Origin of the sequence: Chryseobacterium sp. YIM B08800 (assembly GCF_026163565.1) — a bacterium.
In the GTDB taxonomy this organism is placed as follows: Bacteria; Bacteroidota; Bacteroidia; order Flavobacteriales; family Weeksellaceae; genus Chryseobacterium.
In genome coordinates, this window is the sequence record NZ_JAPDKN010000038.1 from 1 (window position 1) to 23,088 (window position 23,088).

Sequence of the window (23,088 nt, forward strand, 5' to 3'; positions counted from 1 at the left end):
ACCGTTTTCCCAGTTTAAAGTAATTAAAGTACCTTCTTCGTGAGATTTGTTGAAAGTAATTTCACCTGTTGTAGGCTTGTATTTTCCATTTAACAATGACTCAAGGATGTCAGATTTTTCTGTTGCCTCGATTGTTAATTTGATCAGTGCGTTTGACGGATCTGATGCTACTCTACCTGAAACATCTGTAGATCTTGAAACGCTGTAGTTCAGCTTTAATAATTTTTGACCTTCGCTGCCGTTGAATTTTAAGATTCCTCTTGAATTTGCTGCCATAATAAGTAAATTTTAAATCGTTAGTATTTTTGTGATTTCTATAACCCAAAGATAGAAACACCAAAAATATTTTTAAAACTTTCAACCCATTATTTCGAAAATTGTAGTAATTCTACGATTTCGTGTAGTAGAACTACGATCAATTTACAACAGCTTTAGAAATAGATTGTTAGCACTATTTAATCAATAACTTATAAAATTACAGCTTCTGCGCTATTGGTATTCATAATTTGATTAAATTTACCACCATTCCATACAAGGAATACGGATGGAAAATTAACGTTAGTCCAGAATACCTATGACAAAGAAAAATGCCACTATTTATGATATTTCAAAGAAGCTAAACGTAAGTGTGGCAACGGTTTCCAGAGCATTGAATGATAATCCGAGAATCAGCCAGGCAACGAAAGATTTGGTGGTTAAAACGGCAAAGGAAATGAACTATAAGCAAAATAACCTTGCCAAAGCTCTAAAAAGTGGGGAAACCAAAAACGTGGGAATCATCGTTCCGTACATTAATACCAACTTTTTCTCATCGGTTATTCGTGGAATTGAGGAAGAACTTTCTCTTCACGGTTATCACGTGATTATCTGCCAAAGTCATGAAGATGTTTTAACGGAAAAGAAACATTTGAACACTTTATTAAATGCCCAAGTCGACGGAATTTTCATGTCGGTTTCGCGTACTACAGTAGATACGGAACATATTCAACAAATTTTAAACACCTCAAATACACCGATTATATTTTTTGACAGAAAAAAAGATATTCCGGGAATCAGCACCGTTACCATTGATGACTACAGAGGCGGTTACATGGCGACAGAGCATCTTATTTCTGAAGGGTATAAAAATATCTGTCACTTTGCCGGAGATTTGAATCTTGAGATTTATCAAAACCGTCTGAATGGCTATAAACAAGCTTTAATTGATCACAAATTTCAGGTAAAAGAAGAAAACATCATTTCTACCGGAAGTTCGATTGAAGCAGGAATTGAAGCCATCAAAACTTTATGGAGCAGACCTTCTATTCCGGATGCTATATTTTCTTCCAGTGATTTTGCGGCGTTAGGCGCTTGTCAGGAATTAAAAAAACGTAAGATTAAAATTCCACAAGAAGTTGCTGTTATTGGCTTCTCGAATGAACCTTTTACCCAATTTATGGAACTTCCAATGAGCTCAATGGATCAAACTCCTTTGATTATGGGAAATATGGCAGGACAGGTTTTCTTGGATAATATTAAAGATAATTCTTCCGGGGTTTCTATTGAAAAAAAGGTTGTTCTTGCACCGAAGATTTGTGTAAGAAAATCTTCAAAAAGGAAGTAAGTTTTCTTTTATTAATTTTCTTTTGTCTTAAAAACAAAAGAAACAAAAGTTCAAGACTTGGAACTGAAAGGCTAAAAATAATCGATACTCTCTAAAAATTCTAAAACTTGCGCGAGTTCATAATTGTTTCTTCAATTCACAATTGGTGTCGCGCTTCGAACAGAAGAATTTTCTTAACGTTCGCATCGCTTATTTTCTTAACGCTTTCATTTCCTATGCCACTTTTACAGTTAATTAAACAGCATCTTTGTCATTCTGACGAAGGAAGAATCTCAGCTTTAATTTTATTTTGCTATTAAATCAAAGATTTCACAAATTCAAATAATAGAAATAAAACGAAAGATTAAAACTTACACGTGAAAAATTCCCCTCCAGAGGAGGGGAATTTCTGCGGTGGATAAAATTGGCAACTATTTCAGGTATTCAAAATTTTTCTTTTCATTTTAATTTTTTTCCTAACTTAGTGATTCCTCAAAATAAAAACACACGATTTTATATACATAGTATTAACCTTTAAAATCAAAAATGATGGGATTAACAAATTTGAACTCCACCCATTTGAGCAGTGCAAAGATCACTGCCGCACAGGATGCCATCGCCGCATTAGAAACAGCTCTTGCTGAGATCACAATCAACCTTTCACCTGAAGATCGCAGACGGTACGGAAGCATCAATGAACAAAACAAACTGTTTGTAAACAAAGTCTACGACTACAATCAGAACCAGTCTAACCTGAGTTCTCCCGAAGTGGATTGGGACGAATTCAACAAAGATCACAGCTCCCGAAATAGTATGGAGGGTATGATCAGCAGACTCGAAAGCTTGATTACGAGACTGAATAATGCCAAAACGCTACATGATTACGACAATTATCAGTCGGCGTTGGTTGATTATTCATACACCACCTACAAAGCGGGTACAGCATCACCGGGATTTGAAAACAAATACATAGATCTGAAACAGTTTTTTGTGAAAAATTCAACCTCTACAGCTCCAACTGAGGAGAAAAAGTAAAACAACGATAACTAACCACCCCTTCAATTATACGGAGGGGTATTTTTATGCTTCAACTTTCCATTAAACGAGTTTAGATACGTTGTGGAATACTTGGTAGACGTTTTATACTCCTCCAAACACGTTCCGCATCGGTCTGGAGACGTCTTTCAGCCATCCGGAGACGTTCTTTAATGATCGGGAGTGGTTATTGACTCCTCGGGATGCGTTCTTGATAAGTCTGGACAGATCTTTTACCGATCCGTACGTATCTTTTACCTGTTGGGATGGATGATGTAACTTGTCTGGATGTATTGAGAACCCCATCGGAGGTGTGAACAACCCCGCTGGATGTCTAATGAACGATCGGGATAGGTTTTACAACGTACCGGAACCTTTACAGAACGTATCGGGACTTCTTCGGAACGTGTCGGGATAAGTTTTGGACGTATCGGTTGGGGTTTGGAACGTGGAAATTGGGGTATGGGATTTTATGAGCTTCCTAAATGGGCACGAGCAGGATGCTCGAGCCAGCCTTGGTTTATAACGTTTCCGGATATTCATTACCCCATAGGAGGCATCAATAACCCAGCTGGGCTTCTGACGAACGTATCGGGATGGGGTTTGAAACATCAAATTTGGGTTGAGAACTTGGAGGGACAAGTTTTTATATAAATTAAAATTTGCTATCACTGTTTATTTCATTATTTTTAAAGAAATAATAGTTTGGATTAATGCGATATGTAAAGCCAAATTTAGCTATGTCTTATGAAAATACATAAAATAATAAATTTTATCATAATCCTATTCTCTTTCTTGACAGCAAACTTATTTGCCCAAACAAACTACAATGATAGTATTGAGCTTGCAAAATATTTAGAAATTGAAAATAAAATATGGGATTCAATTTGTATTGCTCAAACAAAAATCGCAAAAGAAGAAATTGGCAATGGACAACTCACATTTGTTATTCCAAAAGGAATGGTAGAAATGTATGAAAGCGACTCTGAGTTAGATTTAATTCTAAGTAGATATAACATAAAAACAATTCCTCAGGGAATTTTTTGTACAGCATCAGATAAACAATTCTGCTATGGTGATCTAATGAACAAAGAAATAGAGAGAAAATTTGGAAAATATTTTATTGAAGAGAAAAGAATCGAAGCGGAAAAAGCATATGTAAGAAAAAATATTAATAAAATATTTTCGTCATCTGACTGTGATAGAAATCATTCTATTTATCCATTCACTAAAAATCTAGATGATTTCTTAGAAAAGTATGATAAAGATTACTTTAAAACATTTCTCTATCCTCAAGATTATATTCATAGGAAAGAAAATGATTCATATTCGTGGACTACAGTAGAATTCGTATTAACGGTTAAAGGTGAATTAAGAAATCTAAGAGTAAATTCTTCTTTTAGACAACCCTACAATGAAAAATTTGCTAAAGATTTTAATACAAGAGCAATTAGCTTTGTAAAAAAAATAAAATGGATTCCAAATAAAAAGAGTGGAATAACTGTTAATAGTAATGAATCTGTTACTTTTATGTACGATCACGAAAATTGGAAAAGATAAAGGAAAAAGCTAAAGCCACTAATTTCGCAATTACTTTAAACGTGTTAAAGTCCGTTCCTATATATATTAGCTGTGTATTTATTCGTAAAAAACACGTGTATTTTTTGTGGTAAAAAAAATCACATAAACCCAAAAAAGAAAATGCTCTCTACACGATGTAGAAAGCATTTTCAACCCTAATATTTAATATAATTAACCACTACAAAGAGACACCTCGTCTCCATGGAATGAAATCATTCTGATTAAGAACGTCCGCTTTGGTTTTTACTTCGCCGCTGGCTACATTGATGATGAGCTCCAGAAGTTCATCTGCTGCTTCGGGAATGGTTTTATCTCCGCTGATTACCGTTCCTGCATTAAAATCGATAATATCCGACATCTTTTCTGACAAAACTGTGTTCGAAGAAATCTTCACGACTGGAGAAATTGGATTTCCCATCGGTGTTCCCAAACCTGTTGTGAAAAGAACTACTGTTGCACCAGACCCCACTAAAGCGGTTGTACATTCGGCATCATTTCCGGGAGTACACAGAAGATTTAATCCTGGTTTTGTAGCATATTCTGTAAAATCGAGAACTTCTACAATTGGGGCAGCTCCGCCTTTTTTGGCAGCTCCTGCAGATTTCATGGCATCAGTAATCAAACCGTCTTTGATGTTTCCGGGAGACGGATTCATATCAAATCCTGAACCAGCTGCAACTACAGAGGCTTCAAAATCTTTCATCAGTTTCAGGAACTTTACACCGTCTTCATCGTTGATGCAACGGTTGACCAACTCTTGCTCTACTCCACATAATTCTGGGAATTCTGCAAGCATGGTTGTTCCGCCAACTGCTGCCATAATATCTGAAACTTCACCCAAAACTGGGTTTGCAGAAATTCCGGAGAAACCGTCTGAACCACCACATTCCAAACCAATGTTTAGTTTGGTGATGGATGCAGGTTTTCTCACTATTTCGTTGGCTTTTTTAATACCTTCATAAGAATCTTTGATAACGCCAGTCAGCATTTCATCGATAGTTCCTGATTTTTGCTGTTCGTAAACAACGATTGGCTTTTTATTATTTGGAGCTAATGCATGCAGTGCATCCATAAAAATTTGAACCTGAAGATTCTGGCAACCTAAACTTAGAACCGTTGCGCCTGCAACATTTGGATTGTTGACATATCCTGCGAACAATCTTCCCAATGCTTCAGCATCCTGACGAATTCCGCCACAACCACCTTGATGTGTGATGAATCTTACGTCGATATTTTTAAATATTCTTGTATCCTCTTCTTTTTCTTCCTCAATAGTATCAGTCGTTCCGCCATTTAATAATGATCTTAATAACAATTGATGTTTGCTGGCTTTGTCATGAAGTAATTCTTTTTCAAAAATATCCTTCAGTGTTTCAATATTTTTGTTTTCGCAGAAGACCAATGGGAAAAATAACCAAACGTTTTCTGTTCCTACCTGTCCATCTTCACGGTGATAACCGTTGAAAGTACGGTCTTTCCATTTGTCGACATTGGGTGGAGTCCAGCCCAGAGTTTCGGTTTTACCAACCACTTTTGCACTTTGGTGCTTTACGTTTTCGGTGGTAATTACTTCGCCTTTTTTGATAGATTGGTTAGCTTTTCCAACGATTACGCCATACATCAAAATATGGTCGCCATCCTCAAAATCTACGGCAGCGAATTTATGTTTTGCTTTAATATCTTTAAGAATCGTATAATCTGTACCGTCTAGATGCACCGATTCTCCGGCAGGTAAATCCATCAACGCTACTACAACATTGTCTTTAGGATTTACTTTCAGTACTTTCTTTTGCATGATTTTTAAGAATAAAATTGAATGAAATTTTTGTAGGCAGTTTCCATGTCACTGTGGTCGATTTCGTACAATGCTTTTGCTACTGCGACTTTCAGACCTTCAACCTGTGTAAGATCGGTATCCCAAAATAGTTTTTCGCTTAAAGCCTGTTCTGAAACTACTTCATAATCTTCGTTTTTCCAGATTTCTTTAAATCTGTTTACGATCGCTTCTTCGTCATTCAGAGGAAGAGATTTTTCACCAAAACTTCCCTGATAGAATCTAATTAAACTTGCCAGAGAGAACGTTAAATTCAACGGAAGTTTGTTATTTCTTTCAACATAAGTCAGCAAACTCGGCATCACCCTTACTTTAAATTTAGAAACAAAATATAAAGCAATGCTTGCCAAATGATGTTTGATGAAAGGGTTTCTGAATCTGTCGAACACTTCTTCCGCAAATTCTTTCAACTCAGTTTCATCTAAACCTAAAGTCTGATTGACTTCATAAAAAATAGAGTCACTTAAAAATGTTCCGATAAACTGGTCATCGATCGCCTCTTTTACCAACTCTTTTCCAGATAAAATAGCAGGAGCAAGCATCAAAGTATGTCCGCCATTGAGAATTCTTACTTTTCTTAAACGGTACGGTTGAATATCATCTACGACCAAAATCTGTTCATTGATTTGATCAAAAGGAATTCTCTGTTTTAAATCTTCACCTCCCTGAATTACCCATAAAAGGAATGTTTCAGAAACCACCATCATCGGATCTTCATAATCCAGCTGGTCTTCGTAAGTTGCTGCATCATCTTTCGGATATCCCGGAACGATTCTGTCTACCAATGTATTGTGGAAATGATTGCTTTGTTCAATCCATTGCGCAAAACCTTCTTCTAAATTCCAAAGTTGGGCATATTTTAAAATAATATCTCTTAAAACAAAAGCATTATCTTCAATCAACTCGCAAGGAATAATTCTTAAACCTTTGTCTGCTGCTCCATTGAAATGCTTGTATCTTTCGTGAAGTAAAACCGCTACTTTCGCAGGGAAATTTTTGTGCGGACCTTCGTAAGAAGTTTCAGTTTCGTCGTAAGCAATTCCCGTTTCGGTCGTATTAGAAAATACAAATTCAAGCTCTTCTTCTTTTGCTAAATCTAAGAAACTGTTGTAATCTGAATAAGGATTAACCGATTTCTGAATCGCTGAAATCACACATCTTTCATCGATGATTTCTCCTTTTTTAATTCCTCTTGAGAATAAAGTGTACAAATTCCCTTGTTCTTCAAGCTTGTGAACCGAGCCATTTGGTGTAGGCTGAATGTTAACAATTCCTGCATTGAAATCTGCTTCTTTATTTAATTTTTCAATCACATAATCTGTAAATCCGCGCATGAAGTTTCCTCCACCGAACTGTACAATTTTGATTGGTAATTTTGTATCTATTCCGCTGTTTTGGCGGTTTAATTTCTGTTTTGTCTGATTTTCCATTTTTCTAATTTGAATTAAATGATGTTTTTAATTCGATTAAATCTTGATACTGTGTGTTTTTTTAACGCAAAGTCCGCAAAGATTTTTTTTTAAAACTTAATGTATATTTTTAAGCTCGCAAAGGCGTTTCACTTAGCTAAGAACTCAAAATTTTTATTTGAACCATTAAGATTTATTAAGGGTTTAAGAAAAGTTAAGAGAAATAAATTTCTTAAGCTTACTTTTAATTTGCAAGCAAATTCTTAAGCATTCTTAACTTCTTAATTCTCCTTAATGGTTTAATTTTTATTTACTAATCACTTTATATTTTGGAACCAACATTTTCATAACTGTCCATGCAATTAAATATGCGACGGCACAAACTGAGAAAATGATCATATATCCTTTGTCAATTCCGTCTACAACTACCGCTCCTGATTTTTCTAACTGCTCGAAGAAACCATCCGGTAAACGATCGTTGATGTACTGAGGATATTTTTCCAGTAAAGGTACTCCATCAACGGTTGTCCATGCTTTGTGAGCATGATCGAACAATAATCCTGAAGATTTATTAATGATGAATGAACCAATTCCTCCCGCCATTCCGCCAATTCCCGTGATGGTTGCAATGGCTTTTTTCGGGAACATATCGCCAACTGTAGAGAAAATATTTGCTGACCAAGCTTGGTGAGCTGCTCCTGCAACACCGATAATTAATACCGGAATCCAATAGGTTGCTGAACCCAAAGGTTGAGCTAAAAGCGCTAACAGAGGGAAAAATGCGAAAATTAACATTGCTTTCATTCTTCCTGTATAAGCATTCATTCCCTTCTTTTCAACAAAATATTTTGGAAGCCAACCACCGATAATTGACAGTAAGGTAATCATGTACAATACAAATAATGGCAATGCACTTTGTGTAGAATCCATTCCGTAAACCGAACTTAGATATGCCGGAGTCCAGAATAAAAAGAACCACCAAACGCCATCTGTCATGAATTTTCCAAACGCAAAAGCCCAAGTTTGTCTGTAACTGAAACATTCTCTAAACGTAAATACTTTTTCCGGAACAGAAGTATCTTCATTCGGAAGATCATCCTGATCCTGATTGATATAGTTCAGTTCGTGTTCGTTAACTCTTTTATGTAAATGAGGTTTTTTATAAACAAAAACCCAAAGTCCCATCCAAACAAATCCTAAAGCACCAATAATAATAAATGCCCATTCCCAACCCATTGATTTTGCAATAAAAGGAATCGTAACCGGTGCTGCCAAAGCTCCCACCGTTGCTCCTGCATTCCAGATACTTGTAGAAAATGCTCTATCTTTTTTAGGGAAATATTCTGCTGTCGTCTTAATTGCTGCCGGAAAATTTCCTGCTTCACCAATTGCCAAAACGAAACGAGCAAAAATAAATAAGGTAACACTGGTACTGATTACTGCTGAAACGCTTCCTACATTTCCGATGATTTCTTTAGACTCGTGAAAACCTACAAACCAGCTTCCGGTAAGAATTCCTGAGGTTGCGATTCCACAGAATGCGTGTAAAACAGCACCAATAGACCAAACTCCGATTGCCCAAAGGAAACCCTTTTTGGTATCCATCCAGTCCACAAACTTTCCTGCGAAAAGCATTCCCACGGCATAAAATATAGAAAATAATGCAGTGATGTTTCCGTAATCGTTGTTATTCCAATGAAATTCCGGTGCGATAAAATCTTTCCACGTCAATGATAAAACCTGACGATCTAAATAATTAATCGTGGTTGCAAGAAATAACAGCAAACAAATTGTCCACCTGTATTGTGTCGGTTTAAGAGATTTAACTGAACTCATATTAATTTTTAGAATTTAGTTATTATTTTAAAGTTTGGATGATATCCAATACTTTCTTAGTTTCACTTTCTATCGTTGCAAAGTCTTTCGCAAGCATCAATTCTTTGCTTACTAATTTGCTTCCCATTCCCACTGCAGAAACACCGGCTTTAAACCAGCTTTCGATACTTTCTTTTGTGGTATCAACTCCTCCGGTCGGCATAAATTTCAGGTTCGGGAAAACGTCCTTAATTGCACTCATAAATCCAGACCCTAAAGCGTTTCCGGGAAATAATTTAACAAAAGTTACGCCTGCTGCTTCCGCAGTAATAATTTCTGTCGGAGTCATACAACCCGGACTGTACAACAAATCTTTTGGAATTAAAAATGCTGCAACTTCCGCCACAAAACCGGGGCTGATAAAGAAATCTGCGCCTGCTTTGTAATATTCTTCCGCTTGTTTTATATTCTTAATTGTTCCAATTCCTAAAAGCATTTCTGGCATTTCTGCATTACGAACTTCTACCATTTTTGTGAAATTACTCAACGCAGCTTCTCCACGGCTTGTATATTCTACTGCACGAATTCCTGCTTTGTAAAGTGATCTCAATATTTCTAAAGTTACCGTTTCATCAGCATTATAATACAAAGGCAAAACTCCCTGATTAATGATGGTGTTTGTAACTAATTGAATTTTTGTCATTTTGTTTAATTATTTTGTTAAAATAATCTTTGATGAGATTTTATCCATCCTTTAGTATGCTGTATTTGCCAGACTTACGTTTTTAACGTAAAGGGTGCAAAGATTTTCTTTTTAAAACTTGATGTATATTTTAAAGTTCGCAAAGGCGCTTCACTTAAATAAGACAACAAAGTTTTTAATTTTAAGCAAGCTGCTATAAACTATCAACCAGCAACTAACAACGATCTATCTCTTAATCCTTCCTCCGGAATTTCCGTTCATTACTTCTTCAATATCTTCTGCGCTGCAATAATTGATGTCTCCTAGAATGGTGTGTTTTATAGCACAAGCTGCATTGGCAAATTTTAAGGCTTTTTCGTCATCAAAATTCAATAAACCATAAATTAAACCTGCTGCAAAAGCATCCCCCGTTCCGATTCTGTCAACTACAGGATTTACTTCTAAAAGTTCCGTTTCAAAATAATTTTCATTGACTAAAGCTCTTCCCTGCGTTTGCTGAGAACTTGCTGTAACGCCAATTCTTATTTTGTCGAAAATTTTATGGATTGATGGACATTGTTTTTTTAATTCCTCACAAGCTTCCATAAAACCTTTTTGATCCGATGAAAACTGAGTTCCAAGAATTTCATTAATTTCGTTCACACCACCAATAAAAATTGTTGAGTAAGAAACCAATTCTTTTAAAACCTCATTTCCGTTTTTACCATATTTCCAAAGATTGGAACGATAAGCAGGATCTGTAGTTATTTCAATTCCCATTTCACGAGCTGTCAACAAACCTTCTTTCAAAGTTTCGTAAGCACCTTCTGAAATTCCGGGACTGATGCCTGTCCAGTGGAAATATTGGCAACCTTCTAAAGCTTTTTTCCAGTCAACCTGTTCTGGTTTGATGTTGGCAAAAGAACCGTTTAGTCTGTTGTAAGCAATTCTGCTCGCACGAACGGATGAACCAACTTCAAGAAAATATAAACCTAAAGGATGCTCGTTTTTATTAATGAAAGATGTATTGATCCCAAAACTTTTGATGAAAGACAATGCAGATTCGCCCACAAAATCGTCAGAAACATTACTAATGTGAGTCACTTCGCAACCCATTGTCGCCAATGAAGAAGCTACGTTGAGCTCGGTTCCGCCGAAAAAAAATTCCATTTCGTGGCTCTGTCTCATCGTTTTGTTTCCGGGAGGTGAAAGTCGCATGATGATTTCACCGAAAGTAAGTATTTTGCCCATAAGTTTTTACTAACCTTAATTTTTTGAATATCTGTTTTGGTTTAACGCAAAGGTGCGTAAAGATTTTCTTTTTAAAACTTGATGTATATTTTTAAGTGCGCAAAGGCGTTTCACTTAAATAAGACCACAAAGAGTTTTAGATATTCAATTATTTTTATTTAAACCATTAAGATTTTATTAAGGAGTTTAGAAAAATTAAGTTGAGCTTCGCTTTAAGCATTTTGCTGAATGAAAATCTTTGATTTTATCTTAATCAAACTTAACTTCTTAATAATCTTAATGGTTTAAAAATATTTTTAATTTCTCGCAGATTGAGCAAATTTTGCAGATTCAAAATGATCTGCGTAATCAGCTTAATCTGCGAGAGACATTATTTTAAATTTAAAAATCGAAATAATTTTTAGCATTATGGTAACAGATATCGGAAATTGTTTTTCCAATCAGTTCCATATCATCCGGCAATTCGCCGTTTTTCATTTCTTCACCGAATAAATTACAAAGAACTCTTCTGAAATATTCATGTCTTGGGAAAGAAAGAAAACTTCTGGAATCTGTTAACATTCCCACGAAACAGCTGATTAATCCCATATTTGAAAGGGCATTCATCTGCTTAATCATTCCGTCTTTTTGGTCTAAAAACCACCATCCTGAACCGAACTGTACTTTTCCTTTAATACTGCCGTCATTAAAATTTCCGATCATTGTTGCGAAAATCTCGTTGTCGGCAGGATTTAGGTTATATAGAATAGTTTTGGTGAGTTTATCTTTTCCGTCTAAAGCGTTTAATAATTTTGATAAAGTTTCTGCCTGCACGAAATCACCAATAGAATCCCATCCTGTATCGGGACCTAAAATTCTGTGCATTCTTTCGTTGTTGTTTCTCAACGCTCCCAAGTGGAACTGCTGCACCCAACCAAATTTATGATACGTTTCGCCCAAGAACAATAAAATGGCAGTTTTGAACTGATTTACCTGTTTTTCAGCAATCACCTTTCCGGCTAATTTATCAGCAAAAATTGTTGAAACTTCTGTTTCTGAAGCTTCTTCGAAAGAAATATTGTTCAATCCGTGGTCACAAAGTCTGCATCCGTTTTCGTGGAAATATTCTACTCTTTTTAGTAAAGCATCGCACAAAGTCTGGTAAGAATTGATTTCAATTCCTGCCGACTCGCCTAATTTAGAAATATAATCTGCGAAGTTGTGATTTTCAATAAGAATAGCTTTATCCGGACGGAAAGCTGTACTTACTTTAATGGAGAAATCGCTTTTCGCCAAATCCTGATGATAATTTAAAATATCAGTCGGATCTTCCGTTGTACAAAGAGATTCTACATTCATCATTTTCAGCAAACCTCTTGTCGATTTTTCCGGAGTCTGAAGCTGAGAAGTGATATTTTCATAAATTTCTGAAGCATTGTTTTCATTCAGCAATTCATCAATTCCGAAATATCTTTTTAATTCTAAATGCGTCCAGTGATACAAAGGATTTCTTAAAGTATAAGGAACCGTTTTCGCCCAAGCCTCAAATTTTTCTTTGTCTGAAGCGTCACCTGTGATAAACTTTTCGTTTACGCCCATGGTACGCATCGCTCTCCATTTGTAATGGTCACCTGCAATCCAAACCTTTGAGATATTTTCGAAAACTGTGTCTTCTGCAATATCTTTAGGAATCAAGTGATTGTGATAATCAATAATGGGTTGCTTTTCAGCAAAATTGAAGTATAGCTCTTCAGCGTATTTATTTTGTAATAAAAAGTTATCTGTAATAAAAGATTTCATTTGTAAAGTTCTAGTGTTACTCATTAGCAGGTTTCCCGATGGTTGCCAAAATTCCTCCATCAACGTAAATAATTTGTCCGTTGATAAATTTGCTTGCGTCAGAAGCTAAGAAAATAGCCGTTCCTGCAAGATCTTCAGGATTTCCCCATCTTCCTTCCGGAGTTCTGCTGATGATAAAATCGTTAAACGGATGACCGTCTACTCTGATTGGTTCTGTTTGAGATGTTGCAAAATATCCAGGTCCAATTCCGTTTACCTGAATATTGTGTTTTGCCCATTCTGTTGCTAAATTTTTCGTAAGCATTTTTAGTCCGCCTTTTGCAGAAGCGTACGCTACTACATTGTCACGACCAAGCTCACTCATCATAGAGCAAATATTAATGATTTTACCAGATTTTCTTTTAATCATGTGTTTCCCAACTAATTTGGACATGATGAAAGGACCGGTAAGATCTACATCGATTACTTTTCTAAAGTCTTCAACATCCATCTCAATTGCCGGAATACGTTTGATGATTCCTGCGTTGTTGACCAGGATGTCTATTTTCCCATGAGTAGCCTCCATAAGAGCTACCTTCTGAGCTGCCTCACGTTCGTCTGTTACATCAAAAAGATAGCCTGTAGCACTATACCCTTTACTGTGGTAATACTCTAAAGCTTCATCTAATTTTGACGGAGTTGTACTTGTGATTGCCAGTTCAGCACCTGCGGCAGCAAGACCTTCGGCCATTGCCATTCCTAATCCGTGAGTTCCGCCTGTAACAACGGCAACTTTACCGGATAAATCGAATAAATTCATGTAGAAAAAATTACTTTAGTTCGTTAGTTTTAACAGCGTCCATATCGCCATAATCCATATTTTCTCCTGCCATTCCCCAGATAAATGTATAGTTGGAAGTACCAACTCCTGAGTGAATAGACCATTCCGGAGACAAGACCGCTTCATTGTTTTTCATAAAAATATGACGCGTCTCATTTGGCTGTCCAAGAAAATGACTTACCGCCTGACCTTCTTCCAAATCAAAATAAAAATAAGCTTCCATTCTACGGGTATGCGTGTGAGAAGGCATGGTGTTCCAAACACTTCCTTCGTGCAACTCGGTCATTCCCATTTGTAGCTGGCAGGTTTCTAATACGCTGTTTACAATCAGTTTATTAATTGTACGTCTGTTTGCATATTTTGTTTCGCCCAATTCTACAATTTCAGCTTCGTTTTTAGTGATTTTCTTTGTAGGAAAAGTGTGATGCGCAGGAGCTGAATTGAAATAGAATAAAGTCTGACCTTCATTTCCGTTTTCAAAAACAACATCTTTTGCACCTTTTCCGATGTATAAAGCTTCTTTGTTTCCAAGCTCGAAAATTTGTCCATCGACCGTTACCTTTCCTGCAGCGCCCACATTGATGATTCCCAATTCCCTTCTATCTAAGAAGTTTTGCGCTTTCAGATCATCGGTTGGTTCCAGTTTCAATGCGCTTTTTACAGGCATTACACCACCTACAATCATTCTGTCATACATAGAATACACTACATTGATCTGATCTTCATTAAATAAATCATTCATCAAAAACTCCCTTCTCAGGTCTTCAGTTGTATATTTTTTTACATCTTCAGGATGATGGGCGTAACGAAATTCTGATTTTGTCATACTCTAGATTTTAAACTTAAATTATGGTTTTAAAAAACCTGTTAAACATTGCGTAATCGATTGCATTAAATTACACTAAAATTCCACAGAAATACTTGTCGATAAATATATAGATTATATGTATTCGGTTAACAAAAAATTAATTTTAATTTATAATTATCTGAAAACCAATTAAATAAATTTAAAATCAATGACAAAAAAATGGAAATAAAGAAGTAAAAGAGCCATATTTTTTTACAAAAATGCAATGTAACAACTATAAAAAAAAAATCATGCCAAATATTTCGTTACCTCTTCACCAAATATATTATATATAAGGATAAGATTAAATTTATACATATTGTTTGTTAATTTAAGCTAAAAATTGTCATTTATAAAATACACAAGTTTTTCTGAATGAAAAAGATGATAAAAATCAGACTCAACTCTAAAAATTACAGTTTAGATATACTTTTTGGGAGTTTTTAGAAGGTCATAATGTTGTAATTTGGAGTGATTTCTTATCATTACAGTCATTAAACATCAAATTATTTTTACATTTTTTGATGATTAAAAACAAAACACAAATCAAAAACAATGGGCTGTAAATCAAATAATTAAAACTAAAAACCAATTAAATATTTTATGATTATTAACAAATTAAACAGTCAAATTAATAGAAAAATAACATTTTTTTCTTTGTGTAATGAAAAATAATATTAGTTTAGGAGCCAAGATATTTTATTAAGAACAATTACGCAATCGATTGCACTCAGAAAAGCGTACATCATTAAAATATTCCTACAAACAGAATACTTAAAAATCCACAAAAAAATTGAGAAGTTGAAGACTTCTCAAACCACACATTAAACTATATAAGGATACAATAAATGGATAAAAAGGTACAATCAATAAAGTGGTTATATTTAACTGTTTTCCTGCTTCCCGTACTTGGTATGGCTCAGGAAAAAGAAACCAAGATTGACGAGGTTGTCTTGGTAGGATATACTAAAGTTTCTAAAAAAGATGTTACTAACTCCGTATCTTCTGTAAAGGCTGAAGCAATCAAAGATATGCCTTCAACCAATGCTGCTGAAGCAATTCAGGGAAGAATGGCGGGAGTACAAGTTTCATTAAGTGAAGGCTCACCCGGAGCCGATGTAGACATTGTCATCAGAGGAGGTAATTCTATTACAGGAAGTAATGCTCCCCTTTACATCGTAGATGGAGTTCAAATGGATAATGCACTATCTATTTTATCTCCAAAAGAAATTGAATCTATTGAAGTTTTAAAAGACGCATCTTCTACCAATATCTATGGAGCCAGAGGAGCCAACGGTGTTGTTATGATTACCACAAAAGGAGGTCGTAAAAGAGCAAAAACATCAATTAATTATAATGGATTTTTAGGAGTAAGGAAAATTCAAAATACGATCGATGTATTAGATCCATATCAATATGTTCTTTATCAATATGAAGTATATAATAAAGGTGGAGTTCAGACGGATATTGATGCTTTCAAGGCAAGATATGGAACTTACGACCAGCTAAGCAAATACAAAGACGTACAAAAAAGAGACTGGCAAGACGAAGTTTTTGGAAGAGAAGCATTTAACTTCACTCATAACCTTGCTGTTACCGGAGGATCTGACAATTCATCTTTTGCATTATCTTTAAATAATGTAGAGGAAGATGGGATCATGATCGGGTCTGGTTTTAAAAGAAGCATGATCAATTTCAAATATGATTATGATATTTCGAAGAAATTAAACTTTACTTTAAACACTAGATACAGCAGACAAACCATTTTCGGAGCAGGAACTTCATCTACAGGTTCACAAAGTACCAACCGATTAAGGAATGCGGTAAGATATCAACCATTTGAAGGAGGTTCTACGGTAAACGTAGATGATTTTGATCCTTTATTTGCGAATGAAACCAATCTTGTAAATCCTATTCTTTTAGCAAACAATGAGATTAAAGAAAATGGAAGAAATGATCTATTGCTCAATGGAACGTTGGAATACAAAATAAGTAAAGATTTTACTTTCAGAAGTGTGATTGGATATTTACAGAGAGATGAATATATTAATCAGTTTTCGGGAGCCATAACTTCTGTGGCAAGACAGAATAATGATCAACCTGTAGTTGTTTTAAACAAATCTCAAACGAGAAGAATTACCAATACTAATACTTTAAATTATAGAAAGACATTTGGAAGTCATAAATTAGATTTATTAGTAGGACAGGAAATTGTAAAAACAGATGGAGAATCATTAGGAATGACTATCAAATGGTTTCCAAAATCTATAAGTGCTGAAGAAGCATTTGCTAACATTCAGTCGGCTTCTCCTCCAGGAGGATTAGTACAAGATGCTCCTAAAGCAGGAAGAAATCCTGACCGATTGGCATCATTTTTTGGTAGAGCCAACTATATCTTCAAAAACAAATACATCTTTACTGCTTCCATGAGAGCCGATGGATCAAGTGTTTTTGGAGCTGGAAACCAATGGGGATATTTCCCTGCAGCTTCTGCCGCTTGGAAAATTACTGAAGAAAATTTCTTAAAAGAGAGCCAAACAATCAGCGAATTAAAACTTCGTGCGGGATACGGTCTTTCTGGAAATAACAGAATCGGATCTTTCTTATACGATACTTTCTTTTTAACATCATCTGATTATGGATATGCTTTTGGAACCAATGTAACACCTGGTGCTACAACAGGAAACATCTTAGCAAACAAAAATGTTACTTGGGAAAAATCTGCTTCTAAAAATCTAGGTTTAGATTTTGGCCTATTTAAAGGAAGAGTATATGGTACTTTAGATGTTTATCAAACGGATACCAAAGACTTATTACTTTTAGCTCAAATTCCTAAAGACAGAGGTTACGAATATCAATATCAAAACTCTGGAAGTACAACGAATAAAGGTATTGAATTCTCTATCGGAACTAGTATCATCAACAAGGAAAACTTCACTTGGAAAATGGATGCAAATATCTCTTCTAACAGAAACACCATTAAAAGTTTAGGGAATAATGCTTCACCAAGCTCTTTTTCTTATCTGTACCCTTCAGGTTGGCAAAACAGTTTGAATGACTTCTTAGTACAGGTTGGTAAGCCAGTAGGTACTTTTTGGGGATATCAAACAGCGGGAAGATATGAAGTAAGTGATTTCGATTATAATCCAGCAACGCAGGTTTATACATTGAAAGCGGGTATTCCAAGTTCTGCAGCTGCTGCAAACGGAGCAAAACTAGTACAACCTGGAGATCTTAAACTTCAAGATCTAAACGGTGACGGTATTATTGATAATAAAGATATGACCGATCTAGGAAATGCTCAACCTAAATTCTATGGTGGTTTTAGCCAGAATTTCCGTTATAAAAACTGGGATATGAGCTTAATGTTCAACTTCTCTGTTGGAAATAAAGTGTATAATGCTAACAAAATAGAATATTCAACACAATATTTATACAAAGACAATAACATGTTAGCTGAAGTGGCTGACAGATGGAGATGGTTCGATGATGCAGGTGTAAAAGTAAATGACCCAACAGCTTTAGCTGCATTAAATGCTAATACAACAGGATGGACTCCACCTGCAGGTGCTTATTTCTTACATTCGTATGCTATTGAAGACGGATCTTTCCTAAGACTAAACAATGTAACTTTAGGGTATTCTCTTGGAAAAGATTTCGTTAAACAATTAGGACTTTCAAACTTCAGACTGTATTTCACAATGAATAATGTCTTTACCATTACTGGTTATTCAGGATATGATCCAGAAGCTAATACCAGAAGAAACCCTTTAACACCTGGTGTAGATTATGCAGCTTACCCAAGAAGCAGATTTATCTTATCAGGAGTTGACATCACTTTTTAAACCTAATATTATGAAGAAGAATAAATTTTTAACAATACTATTTGCCATTGCAGGAGTAATATCTTTAAACTCTTGTGATGATTATCTGGATGTAGAAAGCTTATCTAATACAGCCGAAAAACAACAATTTGACTCTGCTCCAGATACTTTTTCCGCTTTGGTAGGTGTTTATAACGCTACTATGGGTGACAATACTTATGGTCAGAGAATGAACTTAATCCTTACTCAATCAGGTGACGATTTAAGAACTTCAGGTGATTATAATGCCAATGACAGAAGAGGAATTAGCTGCTTTGGTGCAATTCCTACAAATACTGAGCTATTAAGACCTTTCTTAGATACTTATGCCGGAATTGAAAGAGCCAACCTTGTCATTAAAAACATCCCGCTTTCACCAGTGATGCAAACTGGCTCAGCAGCAGATAAGACATTAATGAACAGATATTTAGGTGAAGCTTTAACGCTTAGAGCTAATTTCTATTATGATCTTATTAAAAACTGGGGCGATGTGCCTTTCCAAGATGTACCTTCTGCTGATCTTCCAGATTTGTATCTTGCAAAAACAGACAGAGATGTTATTTATGATAAGATTCTTGAAGATTTGCTTAGAGCAGAGACTCTTGTACCTTGGAGATCTGAAGGAGGAACTACTGCACAAAGAATTTCAAAAGGTGCGGTAAAAGGGTTAAGAGCCAGAATTGCATTAGCAAGAGCTGGATATTCTTTAAGAAGAAATCCTCAACAAATGATGCAGGGTTCTAATCCTCAAAAATATTATCAGATTGCTTATGATGAGTGTAAAGATATTATCAATTCTGGTCAGCATCAACTTAATCCTAGCTATGAAGGATTATTCAGATCACTGCATACCAATTCTCAGGATGTAACAAATGAGGTAATATATGCAATTGGAGCTTTTGGAGGAAACTCAAGAACCGACAGTAAAATTGGTTACTATAATGGTTTAAGACATGATGATACAGATTGGAAATCTTCAGGTGGTATCAATGCAATTCCTGTTTATTTTTATGAATTTACAAAATACGATTTAAGAAGAGATGTTAACATCGCAATCTTTAGAGTAAGTACATCAAAGCAGGAAGAGCTTCAGACATCTATCAACTGGAATGACGGTAAATTCAGAAAATCTTGGACCTCAATTACAGGAACTTCTCAAAACTTAGGAATCGACTGGCCAATGCTAAGATATTCAGACATCTTATTAATGTTCGCAGAAGCTGATAACGAATTACACGGTGGTCCATCTGCCGATGCAATCAATGCAGTGATGGCAGTTAGACAAAGAGCTTATGCAGGTAATTTGGGTCAGGTAGGAACCATTCCAACTGGTAAAGCAGCTTTCTTCGATTATATCGTAAAAGAAAGACAGCTTGAATTTGGTGGTGAAGGATTAAGAAAATATGATCTTATCCGTTGGAATTTATTAGAAACTAAAATTAATGAAACAAGAGCTAAACTTACCCAGTTTATGAATGGTACCGGAGCTTATGCAAACGTTCCTGAATATATTTTCTATAAAAAACCGACCTATGTGCCAACAAAAACGGCTCAGCAAAATGTATCGGATATTGATTTTTATACAACAACCGGAGTGGCAAAAGCTGATGTTTTCTACAGCCCAAATCAGTCTGTGGCTACACCATCTGGTTATACAAAAGTAAACTGGAGATTAGCAATGACTCAGCCGTACATCAGTGGAGATCCTATCAAGAGTTATGCATATTATTTCCAGCCTAACAGGAAAGAGCTATTACCATTAGCATTAGACGTTGTAAACTCTAATTATAATCTTACCCAGGATTATGGTTATTAGTAAAAATATACATTCATATTAATTAATTTTCAGTACAGACTTCCTCCTTTTTCGGGAGAAGGTCTGTACTTTTCTTCAAAGAAAAATTCAGAAAAGATTTTTAAAAGTTGAAATTTCAGCCCATCAACTGACAACTAAAAACGATCAACAACTTATGCAGTTTTCAGGTTTAAAAAATAGTACGTTCTTCTTTATTTTTTCAGTAGTCATAATTAGTCTTCTTTCTTTCAAAGCTAATGATGAAAAAACCATCATCGTTTCGAAAGACGGAAAAGGAAATTTCACGACTATTCAACAGGCAATTGATGCCGTTGAGGAAGGAACATCGGTAAGAACAAAAATTATAATAAAATCCGGAACTTACAGAGAAAAAATTACTGTATCTGCTACAAAAAGCCCAATAATTTTAATCGGTGAAAAAGCAGATAACACGATTTTAGTTTACGGCGATTATGCTTCAAAGCAAAATGCAGAAGGCAAAAATATAGGAACTACAGGTTCATCTACTCTATTTATTTTTTCAGATAATTTTTCAGCAAAAAATATCACCTTTCAAAATGATGCAGGGCCAGTTGGGCAAGCCGTTGCTGTTCTCACCACAGGAGACAAAATTGCTTTTGAAAACTGCCGATTCTTAGGATTTCAGGATACTTTATACACCAAAGGAACTCAGGATAACCCGGATAAGAGCAAAACATCCCGAAACTATTTTAAAAACTGCTACATCGAAGGAACTACAGACTATATTTTCGGAGCCGGCACTGCCGTTTTTGAAAACTGTACGATTTATTCTAAAAAAAATGCATCTTACGTTACCGCAGCCTCTACTCCGGAAGGTGCTGAGTTTGGTTACGTATTTATTAACTGTAATTTAACAGGTGATGCATCTGCAAATTCTGTATATTTGGGAAGACCTTGGAGGCCGTTTGCAAAAACTGTTTACATCAATTGTGCAATCGATTCCACAATAAAAAAAGAAGGTTGGCATAACTGGTCTAAACCTGATGCAGAGAAGACCACTTTCTATGGAGAATATAATTCAAAAGGTGTCGGTTCAGATGTTTCAAAAAGAGTTTCCTGGTCTCATCAGCTAACGAAAAATGAAGCTAAAGAATATTCAGCAAAAAACATTCTGAAAGGAAAAGACGACTGGAACTTTACAAAAAGTTTTAAATAAATTATTTTTTCCAAGAAAAATTAAAAATTCTTTTTTTGAAGCTGTAATTAATCCCATCTGGATTTGCTGTTAATAGAAAAAAATAAATGTAAAAAAACGAAGCTCCGTAGGAGCGACCTGTTAATTTATCATATTTTAAAAATTCAATAAAATAAAATTTTAATTATTTTAAATGAAATTAAGTCTAAAACATAAAATCTTTACCTCTAGCATTTTTACAATGCTTATGTTGTCGGTTTCGGCTCAAGATAAAACCTTGAGTTTCCCTGGTGCAGAAGGTTTCGGAAGATACACAACAGGTGGCAGAGGCGGAAAAGTTTTATTCGTAACAAAATTGACAGACGACAGCTCAGAAGGAACTTTAAGATATGCTTTAGAACAAAAAGGAGCAAGATATATTGTTTTCAAAACAGCAGGAACGATCTACTTGGAATCTCCATTAAAAATAAAAGAAGGCAACGTCACCATTGCAGGGCAAACCACTCCAGGCGACGGAATTACCATTGCCAACTACGAAACTTTTGTTGCGGCAGATAACGTAATTATTCGTTTTCTACGTTTCAGAATGGGAGATCAGAAAAAATTTGAAGGCGATGCATTAGGAGCAAGATTCATGAAAGATTTAATCGTCGATCATTGTTCCATGAGCTGGTCTACCGATGAGACGGTTTCTATTTATGTGAACGAAAATACTACGCTTCAATGGTGTGTAATTTCAGAAAGTTTAAGAAACTCAGCCCATCAAAAAGGTGCTCACGGATACGGAGGAATTGCAGGTGGAAAATTCGCTTCTTTTCATCATAATTTGTATGCTCATCACGACAGTAGAAATCCAAGATTGGGAGAATATGCCGGAAGTAAATTTGCCTTGACCGATTTAACTGATTTTAGAAATAACGTCATTTACAATTGGGGACACAACAATGTCTACGGCGGTGAAGGAATGAATGTGAATATGGTTAACAATTACTATAAACCAGGTCCCGCATCGATGAACAAAAAAAGAATCGTTGCCATTGATAAAAACGAAAAACCAGAAACTGAAGTTTATAACATTTGGGGGAAATATTACATCAACGGAAATGTTTCTGAAGGAAATCCTGATGTAACCGCAGACAACTGGAATTTAGGAGTTTTTAATCAAATGAAACCTTCTTACAATTTGACAGATGCTGATAAAAATTCAATAAAAATCAACCAACCACACGATATTCAGAATAATATAAAAACAGATTCTCCGAAAGAAGCCTATGAGAAGGTTTTAAAAATAGGAGGAGCAAGTCTTATGAGAGATGCGGTAGATCTACGCATTTTAAAAGAGGTAAAAAATGGTACTTTCACGTACTACGGTTCGCTTGGAAGTAAAAACGGGATCATCGATTCACAAAATGATGTGGGAGGATTTCCAGATTTAAAACCAGGAAAAGCGCTACTCGATTCAGACAACGACGGAATGCCCGATGAATGGGAAACAAAGCACAATCTCAATCCTAAAAAAGCCAATGCAAACGGAAGAGATTTAGATAAAAATTATGATAATATTGAGGTCTACATGAATGACCTTGTGAAAAAAATAACCGAAAAACAGTAGAAAGTC

At 35.4% G+C, this 23,088-nt stretch carries 16 protein-coding genes; 7 read left to right on the forward strand and 9 right to left on the reverse strand.

Features of this window, described 5'->3' with window-relative positions; genetic code table 11:
- The coding region (tssD, locus tag OEW74_RS14330; protein WP_265429128.1) for a type VI secretion system tube protein TssD at positions 1-276 on the reverse strand (276 nt) is incomplete at its 3' end.
- 298 nt (positions 277-574) lie between these two features.
- On the opposite strand from tssD, the gene OEW74_RS14335 reads away from it, so the two are divergent.
- The 3 genes from OEW74_RS14335 (at position 575) to OEW74_RS14345 (ending at position 4,177) form a co-directional block, all read left to right on the forward strand.
- Positions 575-1,603 (forward strand): LacI family DNA-binding transcriptional regulator, encoded by a 1,029-nt coding sequence (locus OEW74_RS14335; protein WP_265429129.1) that lies wholly within the window; start codon positions 575-577, stop codon positions 1,601-1,603.
- 528 nt (positions 1,604-2,131) lie between these two features.
- Positions 2,132-2,617 (forward strand): hypothetical protein, encoded by a 486-nt coding sequence (locus OEW74_RS14340; protein ID WP_265429130.1) that lies wholly within the window; start codon positions 2,132-2,134, stop codon positions 2,615-2,617.
- Between the two features lie 747 nt (positions 2,618-3,364).
- Positions 3,365-4,177 carry an energy transducer TonB gene (locus tag OEW74_RS14345; RefSeq protein WP_265429131.1) on the forward strand — a complete coding sequence of 271 codons (813 nt, stop codon included), beginning with the start codon at positions 3,365-3,367 and terminating at the stop codon, positions 4,175-4,177.
- 199 nt (positions 4,178-4,376) lie between these two features.
- Here the strand turns inward: OEW74_RS14345 and OEW74_RS14350 are convergent, their stop codons facing one another.
- From OEW74_RS14350 to kduI, 8 genes are all read right to left on the reverse strand, one after another.
- The gene (locus tag OEW74_RS14350; protein WP_265429132.1) at positions 4,377-5,993 is read right to left on the reverse strand and encodes a UxaA family hydrolase; all 1,617 of its coding nucleotides are present in this window, start codon (positions 5,991-5,993) and stop codon (positions 4,377-4,379) included.
- Between the two features lie 5 nt (positions 5,994-5,998).
- On the reverse strand, positions 5,999-7,462 hold the full coding sequence (locus OEW74_RS14355; protein WP_265429133.1) for a tagaturonate reductase: 1,464 nt from the start codon (positions 7,460-7,462) through the stop codon (positions 5,999-6,001).
- 285 nt (positions 7,463-7,747) lie between these two features.
- Positions 7,748-9,277 carry an MFS transporter gene (locus OEW74_RS14360; RefSeq protein WP_265429134.1) on the reverse strand — a complete coding sequence of 510 codons (1,530 nt, stop codon included), beginning with the start codon at positions 9,275-9,277 and terminating at the stop codon, positions 7,748-7,750.
- Between the two features lie 22 nt (positions 9,278-9,299).
- Positions 9,300-9,959 carry a bifunctional 4-hydroxy-2-oxoglutarate aldolase/2-dehydro-3-deoxy-phosphogluconate aldolase gene (locus OEW74_RS14365; protein WP_265429135.1) on the reverse strand — a complete coding sequence of 220 codons (660 nt, stop codon included), beginning with the start codon at positions 9,957-9,959 and terminating at the stop codon, positions 9,300-9,302.
- Between the two features lie 225 nt (positions 9,960-10,184).
- Positions 10,185-11,189, reverse strand: coding sequence for a sugar kinase (locus tag OEW74_RS14370; protein WP_265429136.1), 1,005 nt, complete (start codon positions 11,187-11,189; stop codon positions 10,185-10,187).
- 381 nt (positions 11,190-11,570) lie between these two features.
- Entirely contained in the window at positions 11,571-12,968 is a 1,398-nt protein-coding gene (uxaC, locus tag OEW74_RS14375; protein WP_265429137.1) for a glucuronate isomerase, read from the reverse strand.
- A gap of 16 nt (positions 12,969-12,984) precedes the next feature.
- Positions 12,985-13,767 carry a gluconate 5-dehydrogenase gene (locus OEW74_RS14380; protein ID WP_265429138.1) on the reverse strand — a complete coding sequence of 261 codons (783 nt, stop codon included), beginning with the start codon at positions 13,765-13,767 and terminating at the stop codon, positions 12,985-12,987.
- A 10-nt stretch (positions 13,768-13,777) separates the two neighbouring features.
- Positions 13,778-14,614, reverse strand: a complete 837-nt coding sequence (gene kduI / locus OEW74_RS14385; RefSeq protein ID WP_265429139.1) for a 5-dehydro-4-deoxy-D-glucuronate isomerase — start codon at positions 14,612-14,614, stop codon at positions 13,778-13,780.
- An 869-nt stretch (positions 14,615-15,483) separates the two neighbouring features.
- Between kduI and OEW74_RS14390 the strand changes: the two genes are divergently transcribed.
- From OEW74_RS14390 to OEW74_RS14405, 4 genes are all read left to right on the forward strand, one after another.
- Positions 15,484-18,480: a SusC/RagA family TonB-linked outer membrane protein gene (locus OEW74_RS14390; RefSeq protein ID WP_265429140.1), complete on the forward strand. Its 2,997-nt coding sequence runs from the start codon at positions 15,484-15,486 to the stop codon at positions 18,478-18,480.
- A gap of 10 nt (positions 18,481-18,490) precedes the next feature.
- Positions 18,491-20,314: a RagB/SusD family nutrient uptake outer membrane protein gene (locus OEW74_RS14395; RefSeq protein WP_265429141.1), complete on the forward strand. Its 1,824-nt coding sequence runs from the start codon at positions 18,491-18,493 to the stop codon at positions 20,312-20,314.
- Positions 20,315-20,468: 154 nt separating this feature from the next.
- Positions 20,469-21,491, forward strand: a complete 1,023-nt coding sequence (locus tag OEW74_RS14400) for a pectinesterase family protein (protein WP_265429142.1) — start codon at positions 20,469-20,471, stop codon at positions 21,489-21,491.
- 172 nt (positions 21,492-21,663) lie between these two features.
- Positions 21,664-23,082: a pectate lyase family protein gene (locus OEW74_RS14405; RefSeq protein ID WP_265429143.1), complete on the forward strand. Its 1,419-nt coding sequence runs from the start codon at positions 21,664-21,666 to the stop codon at positions 23,080-23,082.
- Positions 23,083-23,088 lie beyond the last annotated feature (6 nt).